Annotated in this window: 17 protein-coding genes and 2 pseudogenes; 11 read left to right on the top strand and 8 right to left on the bottom strand. The window is 73.9% G+C overall.

Features of this window, described 5'->3' with window-relative positions; translation table 11 throughout:
- The first annotated feature begins 10 nt into the window (after window positions 1-10).
- The 4 genes from BN1187_RS11125 to BN1187_RS11140 all read left to right on the top strand — a co-directional run bounded on the left by BN1187_RS11125 (window position 11) and on the right by BN1187_RS11140 (window position 4,397).
- Window positions 11-937, top strand: a complete 927-nt coding sequence (locus BN1187_RS11125; protein ID WP_040163083.1) for an AAA family ATPase — start codon at window positions 11-13, stop codon at window positions 935-937.
- Window positions 937-1,413, top strand: coding sequence for a hypothetical protein (locus BN1187_RS11130; protein WP_040161724.1), 477 nt, complete (start codon window positions 937-939; stop codon window positions 1,411-1,413). Before BN1187_RS11125 ends, BN1187_RS11130 begins: the two co-directional genes overlap by 1 nt.
- A gap of 90 nt (window positions 1,414-1,503) precedes the next feature.
- A complete protein-coding gene (locus BN1187_RS11135) occupies window positions 1,504-2,274 on the top strand; it encodes a DUF58 domain-containing protein (protein WP_040161727.1) in 771 nt (256 codons plus the stop codon).
- On the top strand, window positions 2,271-4,397 hold the full coding sequence (locus BN1187_RS11140) for a transglutaminase TgpA family protein (RefSeq protein ID WP_147675113.1): 2,127 nt from the start codon (window positions 2,271-2,273) through the stop codon (window positions 4,395-4,397). The genes BN1187_RS11135 and BN1187_RS11140 overlap by 4 nt, the downstream gene beginning before the upstream one ends.
- A 200-nt stretch (window positions 4,398-4,597) precedes the next feature.
- On the opposite strand, the gene BN1187_RS11145 is transcribed toward BN1187_RS11140, so the two are convergent.
- The 5 genes from BN1187_RS11145 to BN1187_RS11165 form a co-directional block, all read right to left on the bottom strand.
- Entirely contained in the window at window positions 4,598-4,975 is a 378-nt protein-coding gene (locus BN1187_RS11145; RefSeq protein WP_040161731.1) for a DUF3040 domain-containing protein, read from the bottom strand.
- A gap of 189 nt (window positions 4,976-5,164) precedes the next feature.
- Window positions 5,165-6,325, bottom strand: coding sequence for a DNA polymerase IV (dinB, locus tag BN1187_RS11150; protein WP_040163086.1), 1,161 nt, complete (start codon window positions 6,323-6,325; stop codon window positions 5,165-5,167).
- Window positions 6,322-7,683: a helix-hairpin-helix domain-containing protein gene (locus tag BN1187_RS11155; protein WP_452436299.1), complete on the bottom strand. Its 1,362-nt coding sequence runs from the start codon at window positions 7,681-7,683 to the stop codon at window positions 6,322-6,324. The genes dinB and BN1187_RS11155 overlap by 4 nt, the downstream gene beginning before the upstream one ends.
- Before the next feature lie 53 nt (window positions 7,684-7,736).
- Window positions 7,737-10,397, bottom strand: coding sequence for a DNA polymerase III subunit alpha (dnaE, locus tag BN1187_RS11160; protein WP_452436141.1), 2,661 nt, complete (start codon window positions 10,395-10,397; stop codon window positions 7,737-7,739).
- Window positions 10,398-10,442: 45 nt separating this feature from the next.
- Window positions 10,443-10,766 (bottom strand): DUF6504 family protein, encoded by a 324-nt coding sequence (locus BN1187_RS11165; protein ID WP_040161736.1) that lies wholly within the window; start codon window positions 10,764-10,766, stop codon window positions 10,443-10,445.
- A gap of 97 nt (window positions 10,767-10,863) precedes the next feature.
- On the opposite strand from BN1187_RS11165, the gene BN1187_RS11170 reads away from it, so the two are divergent.
- The 5 genes and pseudogenes from BN1187_RS11170 (at window position 10,864) to BN1187_RS11190 (ending at window position 16,024) form a co-directional block, all read left to right on the top strand.
- On the top strand, window positions 10,864-11,733 hold the full coding sequence (locus BN1187_RS11170; protein ID WP_040161738.1) for an exodeoxyribonuclease III: 870 nt from the start codon (window positions 10,864-10,866) through the stop codon (window positions 11,731-11,733).
- An 87-nt stretch (window positions 11,734-11,820) separates the two neighbouring features.
- Window positions 11,821-12,432: a DUF4126 domain-containing protein gene (locus BN1187_RS11175; protein WP_082034663.1), complete on the top strand. Its 612-nt coding sequence runs from the start codon at window positions 11,821-11,823 to the stop codon at window positions 12,430-12,432.
- A pseudogene (locus tag BN1187_RS15235) lies at window positions 12,432-13,274 on the top strand (FAD-dependent oxidoreductase); the annotation flags it as partial. The gene BN1187_RS11175 and the pseudogene BN1187_RS15235, both read left to right, overlap by 1 nt.
- 262 nt (window positions 13,275-13,536) lie before the next feature.
- A pseudogene (locus tag BN1187_RS14360) lies at window positions 13,537-13,653 on the top strand (carotenoid dehydrogenase); the annotation flags it as partial.
- 187 nt (window positions 13,654-13,840) lie between these two features.
- Window positions 13,841-16,024 (top strand): HelD family protein, encoded by a 2,184-nt coding sequence (locus BN1187_RS11190; protein WP_052462781.1) that lies wholly within the window; start codon window positions 13,841-13,843, stop codon window positions 16,022-16,024.
- Here the strand turns inward: BN1187_RS11190 and BN1187_RS11195 are convergent.
- A complete protein-coding gene (locus BN1187_RS11195) occupies window positions 15,957-16,859 on the bottom strand; it encodes a methylenetetrahydrofolate reductase (RefSeq protein WP_040161747.1) in 903 nt (300 codons plus the stop codon). The two genes, BN1187_RS11190 and BN1187_RS11195, sit on opposite strands and share 68 nt — an antisense overlap.
- A 50-nt stretch (window positions 16,860-16,909) precedes the next feature.
- Here BN1187_RS11195 and BN1187_RS11200 point away from each other — a divergent pair, with 50 nt between their 5' ends.
- Window positions 16,910-18,019, top strand: coding sequence for a polyprenyl synthetase family protein (locus BN1187_RS11200; protein ID WP_040161750.1), 1,110 nt, complete (start codon window positions 16,910-16,912; stop codon window positions 18,017-18,019).
- A gap of 40 nt (window positions 18,020-18,059) precedes the next feature.
- Here BN1187_RS11200 and BN1187_RS11205 read toward each other — a convergent pair whose 3' ends face one another.
- Window positions 18,060-18,851, bottom strand: a complete 792-nt coding sequence (locus BN1187_RS11205; protein WP_157754771.1) for a thiamine phosphate synthase — start codon at window positions 18,849-18,851, stop codon at window positions 18,060-18,062.
- Between the two features lie 142 nt (window positions 18,852-18,993).
- Between BN1187_RS11205 and BN1187_RS14365 the strand changes: the two genes are divergently transcribed.
- Complete coding sequence (locus BN1187_RS14365; protein WP_072042056.1) at window positions 18,994-20,487, top strand: protein kinase domain-containing protein; 1,494 nt, start codon at window positions 18,994-18,996, stop codon at window positions 20,485-20,487.
- 42 nt (window positions 20,488-20,529) lie between these two features.
- Here BN1187_RS14365 and BN1187_RS11215 read toward each other — a convergent pair whose 3' ends face one another.
- Window positions 20,530-20,853, bottom strand: coding sequence for a putative quinol monooxygenase (locus BN1187_RS11215; protein WP_040161752.1), 324 nt, complete (start codon window positions 20,851-20,853; stop codon window positions 20,530-20,532).
- Between the last annotated feature and the right edge of the window lie 84 nt (window positions 20,854-20,937).

Here is a 20,937-nt window from a genome sequence, read left to right on the forward strand (position 1 = left end):
GGTGGCGACCATGACCGATCGCCTGCGGGCGGCGATCGCGACCGTCATCGAGGGAAAGACCGAGGCGATCGACATGGCGCTGGCCGTGCTGTTGTCGGGCGGGCACCTCCTCCTCGAGGACGTCCCGGGGGTCGGCAAGACGATGCTGGCCCGCAGCCTCGCCCGCACCATCGACTGCCCGGCGCACCGCATCCAGTTCACCGCCGACCTGCTGCCCACGGACATCACCGGCGTGTCGGTGTTCAACCCCGACACCCACGAGTTCCAGTTCAAGCCGGGCGGCGTCTTCGCGAACATCGTCATCGGCGACGAGATCAATCGGGCCTCGCCCAAGACCCAGTCGGCGCTGTTGGAGGCCATGGCCGAGAGCAGCGTCTCCGTCGACGGCGTGACGCACCAACTCCCCCAGCCGTTCATGGTGGTGGCGACCCAGAACCCCATCGAGATGCAGGGCACCTACCCGCTGCCGGAGGCGCAGCGCGACCGCTTCACCGCGTCCATCTCGATGGGATACCCGGCGCGCTCGGCCGAGCTCGCCATGCTCGAGCACCACGGCGCCGCCAACCCGATCGACGACCTGCGTCCCGTGACCGACGCCGAGGGCGTCCTGGCGGCGATCGACGCCGTCAAGGGCGTCTACCTGCACCCGGCGCTGCGCGACTACATCGTCTCCCTGCTCGAAGGCACCCGCACCAGCGATCAGTTGCGGCTCGGGGCCTCGCCGCGGGCTGGACTGCACCTGTCCCGCACGGCTCGGGCGAAGGCGGCGATGGACGGACGCGCCTACGTCGTCCCCGAAGACGTCAGCTCGCTCGCCGTGGCCGTGCTCGCCCACCGCGTCCTGCTCAGCCCGCTCGCGATGCAGTCGGCCCACCGCACCACCGCCGACGTCGTCGAGGAGATCGTCTCGACCGTCCCGACCCCGCGGCGGACCTAGTGCCCCGGCCGCCGCTGCTGCCGACGGCGCGGGGCGTGCTCTTCGGCTCGCTCGGCGCGGCGCTGGTCGCGGCCGCCTTCGCCCTGCCCGAGGCCGCCCTCGTGGTGCCCGGGGTGCTCCTGCTGGTGCTGCCGCTGGTCTCGTGGCTGACGATGCTGCTCGGACGCCGCGGGCTGACGGTCAGCCGCCGGCTCGACCCGCCCCAGGTGGAGGCCGGGCAGCAACTCGACGTGGAGCTCGACGTCGGCACCCGGCGGGGCGCCGTCCCGGCCGGGCTGTTCTTCGAGGACGAGCTGCCGCCGTCTTTCGGGGAGAAGACGTTCCTGCCCGCCCCCGACGAACCCGCCCGCCGCGCCCGGGTTCGCTACCGCTGCCGGCCCCGCCGGCGCGGGCGGTTCCGCCTCGACCGGCTGCGGGCCGGGCAGCAACTCGACGTGGAGCTCGACGTCGGCACCCGGCGGGGCCGGCAGCGGTAGCGAACCCGGCCCCGCCGGCGCGGGCGGTTCCGCCTCGACCGGCTGCGGGTCACCCAGCGCGACCCGCTCGGCCTCGCGCGCCGGCAGCTCGTGCTGACGGCGCCCACCCCCGTGCTGGTCACCCCGCAGGCGCTGCCGCTGCCGCCGAGCCCGCAGCGGGCCACCGGTATGTCCGGGGAGACGCCGATCCCGCAGACCGCCGTCAGCGGCCCCGACGACGTGCTGGTGCGCGAGTACCAGCCGCTGGACGACGTCCGGCGGGTGCACTGGCCCTCGACCGCGCGCGCCGGGCAGCTCATGGTGCGGCGCGAGGAACAGGCCTGGGACCCCGCGGCCTGGCTCGTCCTCGACTCGCGCTCGTCCTCGCACGGCGGCGCGCGGGCCACCAGCGCGTCCTTCGAGTGGCTCGTCACCCTCGCTGCGTCCGTCGGGGTCCGGCTCATCGACGACGGCTACGTCGTCAGCATCACCGACGTCGACTCGACCACCCACTCCAGCCGCGGCCGGGAGCACCTGCAGCCGCGGCAGGCGTGGCTGGAGCACCTGGTGGACGCCGTCCTCACCCCGCAGGTCTCGCTCGGCCCCGCCACGCGGATCCTGGCCCAGCAGCAGTCGGGTGCCGTCGTGCTGGCGCTGCTCGGTTCGCTCAGCGTGGACGACGCCGCGCACCTCGTCGAGACCGCCGATGCCGGACGCGGCCGCGTCATCCTGCTGGAGCGCGACGATGACTCGCGGGCTCAGGCGGACGCGCGGCAGATCCTCTCGGCCCACGGCTGGGCGGTGGCGACGGCGCGGCCCGACAGCGACCCCGCGGCGGCGTGGGCGGCGCTGCGCGCGGCGAGCGCGGTGGTGGACCGGTGAGGCGCGACGTCCGACTGACCCTGGCCGTCGCGGCGGCCCTGCTGCTGCAGCTGCCCGCCTGGACGGCCGTCACCCGCGACGGCGCGGCCCTCGTCGCCGGCGTGCTCGGCGTGCTCGCGGTGCTCGGAGCCGGGCTGATCGCGCGGGTCGTCCGCGCGCCGGAGTGGGCCGTGTCGCTGGCCAAAGTGGTCGCGCTGGCCGTCGGCACGCTCGCCGGGGCGCTCGTGCTGGCGCCGGGGGTCGGGCTCGCCGACCTGATCGTCGACACCGCCACTTACCTGGCAACCAGCGTGGCGCCGGTGCAGCCACACGCCGGGCTGACCGTGGCCATGTTCTTCCTCACCGGCCTCCTCGCGCTGCTCGCAGAGACGCTCGCCGTCACGCTGGACCAGGCCGGCTGGGTCGTCCTGCCGCTCCTCGTGCTCGTGCTGGTACCCGCGCTCGGCCCGCGCATCGCGGAGTTCACCGGGCTGAGCCTCGTGACGTTCGCCGTCGGGCTCGTGCTCGTGCTGGCGGCCGACGGGGTGCCGTCGGCGCGCCCGGCCGGCACCCCTGCGCGCCCCCGGGCGGCCGTCCTCGCCGGGGTCGCCCTCACCACCGCGCTGAGCGTCGGCGTGACCGCGGCCGTCGCGCCCCTGGTGCCCGTCCCGGTCACGAACCACCGCCGCGGCAATGAGCTGATCCGGATGAGCGACCCCAGCATCGACTTGAAGCGCAACCTCGTCCGCGCCGAGAACCGGCCGGCGTTCCGCTACACCACGGACGGGCCGGACGGGGTGTACCTGCGGCTCACGTCGTTGCCGTCCTTCGACGCCAACGGCTGGCGGCTGGCCGACTCCGAGGTGCGGACGGGCTCGCTGCCGAACCCGCCCGGCCTGACCCGCCCCGGCGACGCGCGCCGGACGACCGTCACGATCCAGGGCTTGGAGAGCGAGTACCTCCCCCTGCCCTACGCCCCGCGCTCCTACCGGGCCGGCGAGGACTGGGGTTACCTCGAGGACAGCCTGACGGTGCTCGCCCTCAGCGGACCCGAGCGCCAGAGCGCCACCGCCGGCCTGACCTACGAGGCGACGAGCGTGGACGTCCGGCCCAGCGACGCCGACCTGGCGGCGGTCCCCGCCGGCGCCCGCCCGCCCGAGGGCGACCTCACCTCGGAGGTGCCCGGCGACGTCCCCGCCCCCATCGTGGAGCTCACCGACGAGGTGATCGCCGGGGCGAGCGGGCCGGGCGAGCGCGCGCAGGCCATCCTGAGCTACCTGCAGGGGTCCGAGTTCACCTACAGCCTGCGGCCGGCGCCCGGCAGCGGCTACGAGACGCTCGAGCGTTTCCTGTTGCGCGACAAGACGGGCTACTGCGAGCAGTACGCCGCGTCCATGGCGCTGATGGCGCGCATCGCCGGCATCCCGTCGCGGGTGGCCGTCGGCTTCACCCCCGGCCAGCGGGACGGCGACGCGTGGCAGGTGACGATGCACGACATGCACACCTGGCCGGAGCTGTACTTCGAGGGCTGGGGTTGGGTGGCGTTCGAGCCGACCCCCGGCGACGCGCTCAACGGCACCGGGCCGTCGCCGACGCCGTCGGCGTCCCCCACTGCGACGCCGACGCAGACCCCGACGTCGGAACCCAGCGCGGAGCCGACGACCGCGCCCGAGGAGCAGCCGCCGGACGCGACTCCCCCGCCGCCCTCGGACTCCGGTCCCGCCGGCTGGCTGGTGCCCGTGGTGGCACTCGCCGCGCTGCTCGTCGCGGCATCGCCCGCCCTGGTCCGCGCGCTGGTGCGGCGCCGACGGCTCAACCCCGCGTTGCCCGCGCGCGAGGCGCCCATCGCGGCCTGGGACGAGGTGCGGGCGTCGTTCCTCGACCACGGCCACCCCTGGCCCGCCGGATCCCCACGCTATGCCGCCGCGGCCGTCGCGTCCCGGCTGCCCGAGGACGCCCACGAGCCGCTTCGCCGCCTGGCCCTGGACGCCGAGGCCGCCCTGTTCGACCGCCCGGCCGACGGGTCCGTGAGGCCCGGCATCGCCGAGGACGTGGCGGCCGTCCGGCGCGGGTTGGACGCCGAGGCGTCCGGCTCCCAGCGGGTGCGCGCGACGCTGTGGCCGCTCTCGCTGTGGCGGCGCTGACCCGCACCGCGGAGACGCGCTTATCCCGCGCCGGGACGTCCCTGGGCCTCGCACACCCGTGACGACCCGGGCCTCGCACACCCGTGACGACCCGGGCCCCGCACACCCGTGACGGCCCAGGGGCCGCCCACCGTGGAGACGACGAAGCGGGCGGCCCCACAGGGACCGCCCGCTTCAGGTATCGGGTCGCGGCGACCGCGTCAGAGCGTGTCGTCTGGGCCGTGGCGCCATCGCTCGTCCAGCCGGAACGGCGAATCGCTCGTGCTGGTGGTGGCGCGCGGGCCGGCGCCGCCGGACTGCTGAGCGGAATCGCCGACGTGCTGCCAGGCGGTGAGCGCCACGATCGTGGAGACGAGCATGATGACGAAGCCGATCACGCTGACGATCGGGTGGAGCTGCATGCCGAGGACGAGGGCGGCGATGCCCACAGCGAACCCGAGCCCCGCGAGGGCGGCCCGGCGGCGATGCAGCTTGCGGTTCGTGGTGCCGCGCAGGGTGCTGGCAAACTTGGGATCGTCGGCCGCCAGAGCGGCTTCCATCTGCTCAAGGAGCCGCTGTTCTTCCTCCGAGAGGGCCATCTCAGCCTCCCTTGATTCGTGATCGATGACGCTGGAGTCGCGCTTGGAGTCAGTGTAGATGCCGAACCTGTCAAACGGAACACGAGCGAGGGCGTCCGGCCTCGGCATCGTTCACTGTTCGCGCTGGTCAACGGCGTCCCCGTCGGCCGGCCCCGGACGGCACCCGTCCGGATCACGGCCGCGCGGCGATCACGGCCGACGCGCGGTCAGGGTCGCGCGCTGCACCGCCCGCGGACCGTACTTCGCGACGACGGCGTCCGCGGCCCGCTCCGCCTCGCGCCAGCCGTGCTCCCGGTCGTCGAGAGTGGGCTGCTGGTAGGCCTGGTCGGCGTCCACCAGCCCCTCGACGCGGACGCCCACGCGGCGAATCCGCGGCCGCACCAGCCGCATCGCGCGGAACAGCTTCACCGCGCTCGCGTGCACCTCGTCGGTGCTGTCGGTGGGGCTGGCGAGGGTGAGCGAACGCTGGGTGACCCGGAAGTCGGCGAACCGGACGTGCACCGTGACCGTGCGGCCCAGCACCCGCGCCAGCCGCATGCGGGACGCCACCCGCGCGGCCACGCGGAGCAGTTCGGTCTCGATGAGCCGCAGGTCGTCGGTGTCCTTCCCGAACGTCTCCTGGCTGCCGACGCTGCGTTCCCGCTCGCGCGGCACGACCCGGCGCACGTCGATGCCCCAGGCCAGATCGTGCAGGTGCGCGCCGGTGTTGCCCAGCGCCCGCTGCAGCGTCACCTTCGGGGTGTGCGCCAGGTCGCCGATCGTGGACAGGCCGAGCCGGTGCAGCGCGTCCGCCGTCGCGGCGCCGACGCCCCACATCTTCTCCACCCCCAGCGGATGCAGGAACGGGATCACCTCGCCGGGCGTCACCTCGACCAGACCGTTGGGTTTGGCCGCGTTCGAGGCCAGCTTCGCGAGGAACTTGGTCGGCGCGATTCCCACCGAGCAGGGGATGCGCTGCTCGTCGGCGACCAGCGCGCGGATCAGTTCCCCGATCTGCCGGGGCGTCCCGAGGCGGCGCTGGGCGCCGGTCACGTCGAGGAACGCCTCGTCCAGAGACATCGGCTCGACCGCCGGGGTGATCGCCTCGAAGATCGCGAACACCCCCTCCGACACCGCGCTGTAGGTGTCGAAGTCGGGCGGGATCGCCACGGCGTCCGGGCACAGCCGGCGCGCCCGCGTCGACGACATGCCACCCTCGACCCCGTAGGCCCGCGCCTCGTACGTCGCCGACAGCACCACCCCGCGGTCGGCGCCGCCGACCCACAGCGGACGCCCGCGCAACTCGGGGCGCCGCCGCAGTTCGACCGAGGCGTAGAAGGCGTCCATGTCGACGTGCAGGACGACGCTCATCGGCCCGTGCTCCCCGGGCTCGAGTGCCACAACTTGCGGCCCGGGTCGGTGAACTCCCGCGGGATCGCAGCGGCCGAGGGGCCGGCGGGCGCGACATCGGTGTACGGCGACTGGACGAAACCGCTCGGGTGCAGGAACACACGCCGCTGCCCCATGCCACCCGCGCGGCCGTGGGCCTGCGGGTCGGCCGTCGGGCCGGACTCCCACTCGGCATCGCCCGGGTCGTGCGCCGGCATCTCCACGGGCGCGTCGATGACCGCGTGGACGGCCGCGGCCGCGCGCTCGGCGTCGCCGGAGGCGTCCAGCACCTGGCGCCACACGCCGTGCAGGTGCGCGAGGTCCCACGCGCCGGTCGCCCGCAGCGACACGCCGCGCGGGCCGGTACGGCGCAGCTCCCCGCGGGCCAGCACCAGCCAGGAGTTGAACACGGTCGCCGCGTAGGGGCCCTGCGCGTCCTCGAAGAAGGTGAGATCGACCGGCCCGGTGGTGTCGTCGAGCGTGAGGAACACCACCCGCCGGCCCGAGCGCACCGGCGGTGTCTGCGTGGCCACCTTCACCCCGGCGACCAGCAGCGAACTTCGGGCGCGCCGCTCGAGCAGCTCCCGGCTCCAGGTGACGCCGATCGCGGTCAGGAACTCCAGGTGGTCGCTCAGCACGTGCCGGGTGGCATCCATGCCGATGATGTCGAGTTCGGCCGCCATGCGCTCGGCCGGCGTCATCTCCGGTAGCCCGCTCACCCGGACGTCGCCCGGACGCCCCCGGCCGCCGTGCACCTCCGGCCCGGCGAAGTCGGGCTCGGCCGGCTCGGGATCGGCAACCTCGCCGCCGAAGTCGAGGGCGAGCTGCACCGCCTGCTGCTGCGGAGCCGCCGACGAGCCGAGCCCGCGGGCGCGCCGCCCGTTGACGCGGTTGTCGGCACGCCGTTCCCGCTCAAGGTCGGCCAGGGTCAGCAGCAGGTCGCGGCGGGTGACGACGCCCCGGACGCCCACCGGCACGGGCAGCCCGATGCCGTACAGCTCGTCGAAGGCGCCGGCGAGCACGAGGCGCTCGGCGACGTCGACCGAGAGGCCGGCCCGCCGCCAGAAGTCGACCAGCCCGGCGTACGGCCGCCCGGCCACCAGCCGCTCCCGCTCGGCCTCGCTGATGCCCTTCACGTCGGCCAGCGCCAGCCGGATCCCGCGGGTGCCCGGCGGTGGGGTCCCGGGCGGGGCCGGGCGCCCCCTGCCGGCGGGACGGCCCCCGCCCCACCCGCCGGCCCTCTCCACGCGGGACTCGATGGCGCTGCGGTTGATGTCGAGCGGCAGCACCGGGATGTCCAGGCGCCGGGCCTCCTCGAGGATCAGCCGCTTGGGGTACATGCCGGGGTCGTGGGTGAGCAGCCCGGCGATGAAGTGCGCCGGGTAGTAGGTCTTCAGCCACGCGGACTGGTAGGTGGGCAGCGCGAACGCCGCCGCGTGCGCCTTGNGGGCGGGGCCGGGCGCCCCCTGCCGGCGGGACGGCCCCCGCCCCACCCGCCGACCTTCTCCACGCGGTACTCGATGGCGCTGCGGTTGATGTCGAGCGGCAGCACCGGGATGTCCAGGCGCCGGGCCTCCTCGAGGATCAGCCGCTTGGGGTACATGCCGGGGTCGTGGGTGAGCAGCCCGGCGATGAAGTGCGCCGGGTAGTAGGTCTTCAGCCACGCGGACTGGTAGGTGGGCAGCGCGAACGCCGCCGCGTGCGCCTTGCAGAAGCCGAAGGACGCGAACGAGACCAGCACCTGCCAGACGTCATCGACGAGGGCGTGGTCGTACCCGCGCGCCCGCGCCGCCGGGATGAACCACCGCCGCACGTCTTCTTGGCCCTCGGGCGAGCCGAGCGCCCGGCGCGCCTCGTCGCCGTAGGCGAGGCTGCAGCCGGTCATCACCGCGATCACCTTGATCACCTGCTCGTGGTAGACGATGACGCCGCGGGTCTCGGCCAGCGCCGGGATCAGGTCGGGGTGCAGGTAGCGCGGCCTCGCCCAGCCGTTGCGCGCCTCCAGGAACGGCACGACCATGTCGGACTTGACCGGCCCCGGCCGGAACAGCGAGATGTCGATGATGATGTCGTTGAACTCGGCCGGCCCGAACTTGCCCACCAGCTCGCGCTGCCCCGGCGACTCGATCTGGAAGCAGCCCAGTGTCTCGGCGCGGGCGATGAGGTCGTAGACGGAACGGTCGTCGAAGGGAGCCAGCGCGTCCAGGTCGATGCGCTCGTGCTCGAGGCGCTCGATCTCGTCGACGGCGTGCGCCATGGACGACTGCATGCGGATGCCGAGGACGTCCAGTTTGAGCAGCCCGATGTCCTCGACGTCGTCCTTGTCGAACTGGCTCATCGGGTAGTCGCCGAAGCTGGCCTCCACCGGGGTGCGGTCGCGCAGCGTGGTGTCGCTCAGCAGCACCCCGCACGGGTGCAGGGCGACGTGCCGGGGCAGGCCGTCGAGCGACTCGACCAGCTCGAACAGCACCTGCAGCTGCCGGTCGCCGAGGTTCGCCGCCCGCAGCTCGGGCAGGTCGCGCAGCGCGTGCCGGACGTCGCGCGCCCGAATGTGCGGGAACGACTTCGCGATGGCGTCCACGTCGGCGGGCGGCAGGCTCATCGCCTTGCCGACGTCACGGATCGCGTGTCGCACGCGGTAGGTGTCCATCATCGCGACGCAGGCGACCCGCTCGGGGCCGAACATCGCGAAGATCATGTCGTAGATCTCGGTGCGCCGGGCCGACTCCACGTCGATGTCGATGTCGGGCAGCGCGACCCGCAGCGGGGAAAGGAACCGCTCCATGATGAGGTCGTAGCGCAGCGGGTCGACCCCGGAGATGCCCAGGGCGTAGTTGATGAGGCTGCCCGCCCCCGAGCCGCGCGCGGCCACCCGGATGCCCTTCTCACGGATCGCGTCGACCACCTTGCCGACGGTGAGGAAGTAGGGCGCGAACCCCAGCTGCCGCACCACCGCGAGCTCGTCGTCGATGCGGTCGACGGCCGCCGCGTCCACCCGCCCGTAGCGGCGCACCAGCCCCGCCTCGCAGCGCCGCCGCAGCTCGGTGAACGCGTCGCCGGACCGGGCGTCGAGCACCTCGAACTCGGGCAGGTGGATCTCGCCGAGGCCGATGTCGGCCGCCGGGTCGAGACGGCAGCGGAGCGCGAGAGTGCGGGTGTCGCCGAACAGCCGGGACGCGTCGCGGCGCCCGGCCAGCCGGCTCACCTCGTCGGCCACCTCGATCATCTCCTTGCCCGACTTCAGGTAGCCCTCGGCGTTGCGGCGGTCGACGTTGCGCAGGTCGAGGGGCACCAGCCGCCGCGCGGCGTCGAGGACGTCGGCGGTGGGCGCGTCGGTGCGCCTTGCCATGCGGACCGCGTTCGTGAGGACGCCGGTGAGGCCGTGCGCGTCGGCGAAGGCCAGCATGCGGCCGGCGTGGCTCGCCGAGCCGGGACCTGCGCCGCCGATGAGGTGGTGGGTGGCGGCGATGACGAGGTTGCCGGGCTCGACCGTCTCGAGCCACGAGCGCAGCACCGCCTCGGCTCGGGCGTCGTCGCGGTCGGCGAGCGCGCGGCCGAGGTCGGAGTCGGCGCCCAGCATCACCACCAGATCGTCGCGGTGCCCGCCGATCAACGCACGGGTGGTGCGCGGCCGGCCGCGCTCCCCGCCCAGGTGGGTGGCCGACGTCAACCGGCACAGCGACGCCCAGCCCCGCCGCGAGGACGCCAGCAGCACCGCCCGGCCCGCGGACGGGGCGTCCGGCCGAGCCCCCGCCAGCGCCAGGTCGGCCCCCACGATGGGCGCGATGCCGGCCGCGGCGCACGCCTTCGCGAACCGGATCGCACCGTAGAGGCCGTCCCGGTCGGTGAGCGCGAGGGTGTCCATCTCATGCCCGGCCGCCGCCGCGACGAGCTCGGACGGGTGGCTGGCGCCGTACTGCAGCGAGTACCCCGACGCCACCCGCAGATGGACGAACGGGTCGCTCACGCCGCACCCCGCAACGCGACCGCGGTCGCCGTCCCACGCCGTCCCACCATCACCCTCCTTTTCGAACAGGTGTTCGATACCCACCACTATAAGAACCCGCCCGGCGGACGCGTCAAGTCACCCACCACCCCCTCAGTCGAGCGCCCGGCGCAACCGCCACGACCGCTCACCGTCGTCGCCCGCGCGGGAGGCCAGCTCGAAGACCCCGGGCGTCGCGGCGCTCCCCGGCGAGGCCACCACCCGCCACACCTCCGACTCGGCGAGCAGGTCGTCGCCGGGATCGCTCCACCAGTCGGCCGTCTCGCGCCAGCGCGTCTCGACCCCCAACACTCGCCACAGCCGATTGCGCCACACGAAGCCCGCCGGCGCCGCCGCCTCCGCACCCTCCGGGACCTCCGCCTCGCCGACCCCGGCCTGCTCCGATCGCACCGCGATCGGCTCGTCATACCTGCGCATCGCCCACCTCCGAACCTTCTTTTAGAACGTGTGTTCGAACAGTAGGCGTCCCCTCCGACAAAAAACATCCCCCGCCGGGACATGGAAAGATCGGAGAATGCGCATCGCCACCTGGAACGTGAACTCGATCAGGCCGCGCCTGCCCCGGTTCTGGCCCTGGCTGGAGCAGCGCCGCCCCGACATCGTCTGCCTGCAGGAGCTGAAGCTGACGGACGCGGCGTTCACCGGCCTCCTGGGCGACGACCTGGCCGCCCGGGGCTACCAGTACGCCACGCACGGGCTCGGCCAGTGGAACGGGGTCGCGATCCTCTCGCGGGTCGGCCTCGACGATGTCGAGCGCGGATTGCCGGACGAGCCGGGCTTCCCCGACCCGGAGGCCCGGGCGATCGCCGCGACCTGCGGCGACCTCCGCGTGCACAGCGTCTACGTCCCCAACGGGCGCACGGTCGACAGCGACCACTACCGCTACAAGCTCGCCTGGCTGCGCGCCCTGCGCGACCAGGCTGCCGCCGACGGGCCTGCGTCCGTGGTGTGCGGCGACCTCAACATCGCCCCGGCGGACGCCGACGTGTTCGACCCCGCCGCCTACGCGGGCCACACCCACGTCACCGGCCCCGAGCGCGCGGCGCTGGCCGACCTGATGGCGCTGGGGCTGCGCGACGTCGTCCGCGACCGGTGGCCGAACGAGCGGGTCTTCAGCTACTGGGACTACCGCGCCGGCATGTTCCATCGCGACCTGGGCATGCGCATCGACCTGATCCTCGCCTCCGAGGCCGTGGCCGGCCGGGTCGACGCCGCCTGGATCGACCGCGAAGCCCGCAAGGGCAAGACACCGAGCGACCACGCCCCCGTGATCGTCGACCTCGACGAGGCACCCGACGGCGACATCGGGCCGATGGTGCCGCCGCCGTCCAACCCCGCCAACCCGCGGGGACGCCGCCTCCCGCAGGGCCCGGCGTCCGGCTGACGCGGCGGCGGCGAACCCCACGGCGGCGGTGGACGCTGATCGGACCACCCGGCCCTCGCAGCCGGCCGGGTGAGTAGTCTTCGCCCCATGGATTTACTCGCGGCCGTGTTCGCCGGGGGGTGGGCCTGCGGAGTCAACCCGTATACGACGGCTCTCGCCCTGGGCCTCCTCGGCCGCTTCGGCGGGCTCGCGGGCGTCCCTGTGGTGCTCCAGCGCACCGACGTGCTGATCATCGCCGCGATCCTCGCCGCCTTCGTCTTCGTCGTCGACAAGCTGCCCCACCTCGACGTCTTGTTGGCGATGCCCTCGCTCGTCCTCCGCACGCTGGGCGGCCTGCTGTTCGGCGTCGTCTATTCGATCGGGCAGGATGACCGCTGGCTCATCGTGCTGGCCACGGTCGGTGCGCTGGCGGCACTGCTCAGCGACCTGACCCGGGTCGGGCTGCGTTTCGCTCTGCACGCGACCAACCTCCCGGTCGCCACCGCCACCGCGTCCACCGCCGGCGAGGTGGCCGCCGCCATCGTCTCCACCCTCATCACCGTCGCGGCCCCCACCGCCGCGCTCGTGTCCGGCCTGCTGCTCGCCGCCGCGCTGGCCGGGCTGGCCCGCAACGTCGACCGCGTCCGCGCCGGCCGTCGCCAGCACGTCCGCTGGCGCGCCGAGCACGTCCCCGGCTTCCGCCAGCCTCGCGCCGACTGATGTCGCGCATCATCGTCGTAGGCGGCGCGCCGGCTGGGCTGGCAGCGGCCGGCCGCCTCGCGAAGGCCGGGCACGACGTCACGCTCGTCGAGCGCCGCGACAGCCTGGGCGGACGCCTCGTCGAGCCAGGCGTCCTGGCCCCGGCGATCGACCTGCCCGCCGCGTGGCGCGACCTGTTCGCCAAGACCGGACGCCCCATCGCCGGAACCCTCGGCGCGCGCGGCCTCGACCTCGTCCCCGCACCGCCGGACGTCCACACCCTCGACGACGGCACCGCGATCGCGCTGCCCACCGATCGCGGCGACCAGTGGCGTGCGCTCAGCGCCGCCCTCGGCGAGCAGCACGCCGTTGCCTGGCGCGACCTCGTGGACCGCTACGACGACGTCTGGCAGGCACTGCGGCCGCTCGGCCTCGAGGGCGAGTTCGCCACCCGCGCCCAGCTCGACCGCGCCGCCCCCGTCCTCGGCCCCGAGCGCAGCGTCGCCGACGTCACGGCGCGGATCGGCTCGCGCCCCGTCGCCTCGCTCGTGCGCTCGATGACCGCCTGTTACGGTCCGGCCGACGCCGTCCCGCACTGGGTGCTCGCGCGCCTGAGCGTGCGGCGCACCTTCGGCCGGTGGCACCTCGTCGGTCGCGAGGGATCGCCGCAGCCCACCCGCCTGCTGATCGACGCCGCCGCCGACCGAGCCGTCCAGCGCGGCGTCCGCGTCCAGCTGGGCACCACCGCCACCGCGGTGTCCGGGCGCCGGGTCGTCACGGACGCCGGCGAGCTCGGCGCCGACGCCGTCGTCTGCACCGTGGACGCCTGGGAGCTGGCCGCCCTCACCGGACGCCCCGCCCCTCGCGCGCCGCGCCCCGGCGCGCGAGGGGCGGGGCGTCCGGTGGGCCGCCCTCACCGGACGCCCCGCCCCTCGCGCGCCGCGCCCCGGCGCCGCCACCGCGCCCGACCCCGCCGGCCACCTCACCGGGACGTCCGGGGCCGTCCCGGGCGCGCCCGCCTGGCTGCGACCCCGCCGCGGGTTGTTCGTCCGGACGCCGTCGTTCGCCGAGCAGTGGCTCGACCTGCCCGCGCTGCGCGACCCGGACGACGACCGGCTGTTCACCGCGTCCGCGAGCAGCCGCGGCGGCCCCGAGCCCTGGGCCCAGCTCCTCTCGGCGGCCCTGGCCACCTACGCCGCGCACGAGGCCCTCACCGGCGAGGATATCCGCCCCTCCAACCGCAACCTCACCCGGCATTGAGCAGGGGTCCGCGCGACGCGCCCCGCACGCTCGTGCACGCCGGAGTGGTTGACGCGTGGCGTAAAATGCTTCGTCTGTTAGCACGAAGGGGTCTTTTTTGTCTGAACAGTCCGTCGCGACAACCTCGAACGACACGAATCCGCCCGAGGTCGTCGCCCGTGAGTTCTCCATCGAGCAGGCCCACGTCGACACGGTCTACGACCGGCTCGCCGAGGCGACCGAGTCGGCCCGTTCGGCCGCCGACCAGGGACGCTCGCTCTACCACTCCGACCGCGAGAGCTACGTCCGCGAGGAGGACGGCACGGCCCTGTTCGAGCGGGACGCCTTCGCCTACCAGGCAGCGCGCCGGCTCGCCGTGCTGGACGCCGAGCACGAGGGCCTGGTCTTCGGCCGGCTCGACCTCGACGACGACGCCGACCGCGAGGTCCGCTACATCGGCCGCATCGGCGTCCGAGACGACGACTACGAACCCCTGGTGATCGACTGGCGCGCCCGCGCCGCCGAGCCGTTCTACCGCGCCACCCCGAACAACCCCATGGATGTCGTGCGCCGCCGCGTCCTGCGCTGCCGCTCCGACAAGGTCATCGGGATCGAGGACGACCTGCTCAACGCCGAGGCGAACCACGACGACCTGCCGATCATCGGAGAGGGCGCGCTGATGGCCGCGCTGTCCCGCGCTCGCGGGCCCCGGATGCGCGACATCGTCGCCACGATCCAGGCCGAACAGGACGACGCGATCCGCGCCGACTACCGCGGCGTCACCGTGATCAGCGGCGGCCCGGGCACCGGCAAAACCGTCGTCGCGCTGCACCGCGCGGCGTACCTGCTCTACTCCAACCGGCGCCGGTTCGAGAACGGCGGCATCCTCGTGGTCGGGCCGGGCCCCGTGTTCATGAACTACATCGAGCGCGTCCTGCCGAGCCTCGGCGAGGACTCCGTCACGCTGCGCGCCATCGGCTCGGTCGTCAGCGACGTGCTGCCCGGCGTCCACGCCCACCGCGCCGACTCGGCGCAGGCGTCCTTCGTGAAGGGCAGCCTGCGCATGGTCGACGTGCTCAAGCGGCTGGTGAACCTGCCGCTGGTCTCCCCCGGCGACGAAGGCCTGCTGCTGCGGCTCACCGTCAAGGGTGAGCCGCTGACTCTGCGCGAGCCGGAGCTGAACCGCATCAGGGCGTCCGTGCTGGCGCACAACAAGGTCAACCACGGCCGCGAGTCGGCGCAGAAGGCCGTCGTCGCCGCGCTGATGGCGCAGGTGCCCGACGAGATCGACCTCGAGCCCGAGGCGATCGAGGACCTCATCACCGACACCGCCCAGTTCAAGATGTTCATGAACGCGTGGTGGCCGCCGCTGTCCGCCCCGGACGTGCTCGCCCGGCTGGCCGACCCGGACGTCGTCGCCCGCGTGGCCGACGGCGTGCTCGACGACTCCGAACAGCGGGCGCTGTCCGAGAGCCTGCGGGGCCACGACGACTGGAGCGTCGGTGACACCGCCCTGCTGGACGAGCTCGCCGCGATCCTCGGCACCCCGCCCGCCGAGGAGGAAGAGGACCCGACGCTGTTCCTCACCTCCGGCGCGGACGTCGCCGAACTCGTCACCACGGCCGACCGGCTGCAGGCGCCGTCCGAGCCCGCGGACCTGACCGACGATCTCCACGACACCTACGCGCACATGCTGATCGACGAGGCCCAGGACATCACCCCCATGCAGTGGCGCATGCTGCGCCGCCGGGGCTCGCAGGCGTCCTGGACGATCGTCGGCGACCTGGCGCAGAGCTCGTGGCCCGACCTGGACGAGGTGGGCCGCGCCGTCCGCGACCTCATCGGCAACGCGCCGCACCGCGAGTTCCGGCTGTCGGTGAACTACCGCTCGCCGGCCGAGGTGTTCAACCTGGCCGCAGACGTGGTGCGCGCGGCCTACCCCAACGCCGACCTGCCCGAGGCCGTCCGCTCGACCGGCGTCGAGCCCGACCTGCTGGTCGCCGCCCCCGAGGAGCTGGACGACGAGGTGGAGCGGATCGTCACCGAGCTCGCGGGCGACGTCGCCGGCACCATCGGCGTCATCGTGCCGCCGTCGCTGCTGGACGCCGTGCGCGACGCCGCCACCGGCCGTCTCGCGGAGGCCCTCGGCGAGGACGCCCAGCGCGTCACGTTCATCTCGCCGCTGGAGGCCAAGGGGCTGGAGTACGACGCGGTCGTCGTCATCGCCCCGGACGCCGTGGTCGAGGAGAGCCCGGGCGGCGTCCGGGTGCTCTACGTCGCGCTGACGCGCCCGACGCAGCGGCTCGTCACGATCGACGTGGGGGCATCTCCCGGAGCTTGGCGAGGATCTCCGACGTCGCGGTCGACCGATTGAGGGTGAAGAACTGCAGGCCGGGCGCCCCGCCCGCCAGCACGTCGTCGCACAGCCGCGTCATCTGCTCGATGCCGAGCGCCCGGAAGGACGCCGGGTCGTCCGCGCGCTGCAGGAGCGGCCGGGAGAACTCGTCGGGCATCGCGACGCCCGACATGTCCCGGAACCGCTCGATCTGGCCGACGTTCGTCACCGGCATGATGCCGGCGACGATCGGCATGGTGCCGCCGCGGGCCCGGAAGCGCTCGACGAGGTCGAAGTAGTTCTCGGCGCGGAAGAAGAGCTGGGTGATGGCGAACTCCGCGCCGGCCTCCTGCTTGTCGAGCAGGATCTGCACGTCGAGATCGCGATCGCCCTTGTCGGGGTGGATGTCGGGGAACGCGGCGACGCCGACGCGGAAGTCGCCGGTCTGCTTGATGAGCCGGACGAGCTCGGTCGCGTTCGACAGTCCGTGCGGGTGCGCCTCGAACGGCGCGGTCGGGCCGCCGGCCGGGTCGCCGCGCAGCGCCAGGATGTGGGTCAGCCCCAGCCCCGCGTAGCTCTCGATGGCGGCGCGCACCTCGTCGACGCTCTGCCCCGCGACCGTCAGGTGGCCCATGGTCGTGACCGGGGTCGCGGAACGGATCACCCGGGTCGCCTCGAACGTGCGCTCACGGGTCGCGCCCGTGGCGCCGTAGGTCACCGACACCCAGCTCGGACACAGCCGGCTGAGGTTCGACACGGCCTCGCGGAGCTTGTCGACGCCGACGGCGTCCTTGGGCGGGAAGTACTCGAACGAGAACGTCGGCGAGCCGCCTGTCGTGAGGGCGTGCGGGATCGTCGCGTCGTTCGCTGGCATGCCCGCCACCCTAACCAGCGGCCCGATGGGGGCTCGGCTAGGCTCGCACCGTGGTCACCTTGGACTCAGCACATCCCGTCGATCAGGCCTTCCGGGACGCCGTCTCGCGCGAACTGACGGCGTTCCTGGACGCCCAAGAGCCCGGCCTGCGCCGCATCAGCGCCCGGACGGCGCCCCTGCTGGAGCGCGCCCGGCTCTTCACCGGCGGCGGCAAGCGGCTGCGCCCCGCCTTCTGCGCCTGGGCTTACGCCGCGGTCGCCGGCAGCCCCGGCGATGAGGTGCTGCGGGCGGCCGCCAGCCTCGACCTCCTCCACGTGTCCGCGCTCGTCCACGACGACGTCATGGACGCCTCGGACACCCGCCGCGGCGTCCCCGCGGCGCACCGCCAGTTCGAGGCGGACCATCGCGAGGCCGGGCTCCGGGGCGACAGCGAGGCGTTCGGGCACGCCGGCGCGATCCTGCTCGGCGACCTGTTGCTCGTGTGGTCGGACGAGCTGTTCCGCAGCTGCGGGCTGCCGGCAGCCGACCTGCGGCGCGCCGAGCGTTACCTCGAGGCCGTCCGCACCGAGGTCACCGTCGGGCAGTACCTGGACGTCCTCGCCCAGGCCCACGACCCCTACGCGATCTCCCGCACCCCCGACGGCCTGGCCGAGCTCGTCGAGATCGTCGGCAACGCCGTCACCTACAAGTCCGCCTCGTACACGATCCGGCGCCCGCTCGACATCGGCGGGGCGCTCGCCGGGGCGTCCGAGGAGCAGCACGCGGTGTTCGCCGCCTACGGTCAGCCGCTCGGCCGGGCGTTCCAGTATCGCGACGACCTGCTCGGGGTCTTCGGCGACGAGGCGCTGACCGGCAAGGATTCCGGTGAGGACCTGCGCGAGGGCAAGCTCACGCTGCTGGTCGCGCACGCGTTCGGCCACGCCTCGGATCCGGACGCCCGCCGGCTCAGCGAGCTGTTCGGCCGGCCCGATCTCGGCGCCTCCGACATCGACGCCGCCCGCGAGATCATCGTCGCGTCCGGCGCCCGGGAGATGGTCGAGCAGGCGATCGAGCGCGAGTACACCGCCGCCGTCACCGCCCTGGAGGACGCCCCGTTGCGCGAGGACGGCCGCCGCGGACTGCGCGCCCTGGCCGACGTGGCCGTGCACCGCGCCTTCTAGTCCCCGGCCCCTTCTCGTCCGGACGCCGCCACCGGCCGGTTCAGCTGTCCTCGGCCCTCGTCGAGCCGGACCCCCGCGTGCCGCCGCCTCCCGAGCCGCCCACCGAGCCGCCCGTCCCGGCGAGGCCGGGGAAGGCCTCTTCCGCGCTCATGACCGGACGCCCCGGGTGGCCGAAGATCGCGGCCTCCATGTCGGCGCCCTGCCACGCCTTCGCGAGCCGCTCGTCCAGCGCGGATGCCGCTGCCTGCGGGTCTCCGGCGCGCTCGATCGCCCGGGACACCATGACGCGGCGGGCCCCTGCACCCAGCGCCTCGTCCACGTTGCCGGGAGTAATACCGCCCGCGGCGAACCAGGGCTTGGCGTCGGGGTTCGAGGGTGGCGCCGCCTTGGCGGCGTAGCCGACCGTCGCGGCGTCGGAGTCCACGACGAAGAAGTTCACGTCCGGGTCGGCGACGGCGGCGTCGATGTCGGCCTCGCCGCGGCAGGACCGTCCGATCAGCGCGTTCTCGTGCAGCGCCCGGCGGGCCTTCTTCGCCGAGGAGCCGTCGTCGGGCAGAAGCAGGACGTCCGCGGCGAACTCGCCGGCGACGTCCGCGTCATTGTAGACGGCGACGAGCACCTGCTGGCGCTCTCCGGCGCGGCGCAGCGCCTCGAGGGCGTCCAGTTGCCCGCGGGCGTCCAAGGCGTCGTCGACGAGCGCGATCATGCCGGCCCCGCCTGCGATCGCTGCGGACGCGAGCGACTCCAGGTCGCCCGAGGGCGGGCGCGCGTCGGTGGCGAACAACAGGCGGGTGCGGCGCAGGCGGGCCTCGACGCCCAGCAATACAGTCACGGGCCTCAGCATAGGCATCGGCGGGTCGGCGCGGCGACGACCATCCGGCGACCTAGGGTGAAGACACGTTCGGCATCGGCCTTCTTCCCCGACCCGTGTCCGGAGCACAGCTGTGACAAGTACGCGCACCCACGATCCCGCCGTGGGACAGATACTGGGCGACCGCTATGAGGTCGTCCGGCGGGTGGCACGTGGCGGCATGGCCACCGTCTACGAGGCCTTCGACACCCGGCTCTCGCGCATCGTCGCGGTCAAGATCATGCGCGATGGGCTTGACGGCGACGCGGATCTGGCCGGCCGGTTCGATGCCGAGGCCCGCGCCGCGGCGCTGCTGTCGCACCCGCACGTCGTGTCGGTCTTCGACCAGGGCGTCGAGGGCGACCACCCCTACATCGTCATGGAACTCGTCAAGGGCTGCACGCTGCGCCAGGTCATCACCCGCGAGGCGCCGTTCGACCCGCGCCGGGCGATCGACCTGCTCGAGCCCGTGGCCAGCGCCCTGGGCGCGGCGCACGCCGCCGGCCTCGTCCACCGCGATGTGAAGCCCGAGAACGTCCTCATCTCCGACCGCGGCGAGATCAAGGTCGCCGACTTCGGGCTGGCCAAGCTCATCGCTGAGACGACGCCCGCCGCCGAGGGCGAGGTGGTGATCGGCACGGTGTCCTACATCGCGCCCGAGCTCGTCACCCGGGGCCGCGCGGACGCCCGCAGCGACGTCTATTCCCTCGGCATCATGCTCTACGAGCTGCTGACCGGGAAGAAGCCGCACCGCGGCGACTCGCCGGTCGACGTCGCGTACCGCCACGTCCACCACGACGTCCCGCCGCCGTCTCAGGCGCCCACCGCGGCGCTCACGACGGGGCGCATCCCTGATTACGTGGACGCCCTCGTGCAGGCCGCCACCGCGCGCGAGCGGCGCGGCCGGCCGCAGGACGCCGATCTGTTCGCCGAGCACCTGCGCCGGGCCCGCGCCGCCCTCGGCCGCGGTGATGGCGACGACCCCGTGCTCGCCAAGGCGCTGACCGCCACGCGGCCGAGCGCCCCGCGCGGACGGGACGGTCGCCGTCCCCTCGTCAGCTCCTCCGGCGCGACGGCCGCGCGTGAGGTGCTGTTCACCCCGAGCTTCCCCGTGTCGCCGTCGTTCGAGCTCGCCACCGACGGCGTCCCGTACTACTCCGACGGGCGCCCCGGCCCGCTGTCGCCCGTGTCGCCGGCGACGCGCGGGCTGCCGAGCCTTCCTCCCCCGTCGCAGTGGCAGCACAGTCCGGTGCACCGGCGACGCCGAGCGGGCGTGTTGGCCGCGACCGTGGCGTTGGTGATCGGCCTGGTCCTCGGCGTCGGCCAGCTGCTGCCCGGGGACCTCTCGGCCGAGGCCGGACGCCCTCCCGCCACCGCCTCCGCGGCGCCCGGCGGCACGGCCCGGGATGCGACGACGGTGAGCGTCCCGGACGTCCGTGGTCGCCCGTTCCAGGATGCGCGCCGCGACCTGTGGGATCTCGGCCTGCGCGTCCTGACCGCCGAGCAGTACTCCGACGCCGCGCCCAAGGGCACCGTCCTCACCCAGAATCCGCCGGCCGGGACGCTCGAACGCGGCGCAACCGTCCGGCTCGTCGTGTCCCGCGGCGCGCGGGGCTGAGCCGGACGGCCTCGCCTCTGTCGGTCAGAATCCGGCTGTCAGTCAGAATCCGGCCGACGCGTCCTGGAAGTGCTCCGCCTTCGGCGGCTCGGTCAGGTGCGGCGTGACGAGCTCGCGCCAGCGTCCGAACGCCGGGCTGCCGCGGAAGCCGACGAGGTGATCGTCGAGCGTCTCCCACAGGATCGTGGCCCGGTAATGGGTGGGGTTGTCCAGGGACCGCTCCAGCGAGAAGCCGCGGCACCCATGGCTCGCCTGGAACAGCGGCACGGCCTGTGCGATGGCGGCCTCGAGCGCGTCCTCGGAGCCCGCGCGGGCGAAGAGCTCGACCTGCTCGGCGACGAGCGGTTCCTGGTTGGTCTCGGTCATGGTCGCTCCCCCGCGTCGGCGGTCTTCGTGGGCATCGATTCTCCTTGCCGGTCAGGTGGCCATTCACGGCCAGCGGACTCTGCT

Source organism: Nigerium massiliense (assembly GCF_000826085.1).
Lineage (GTDB): Bacteria > Actinomycetota > Actinomycetes > Propionibacteriales > Propionibacteriaceae > Propioniciclava > Propioniciclava massiliense.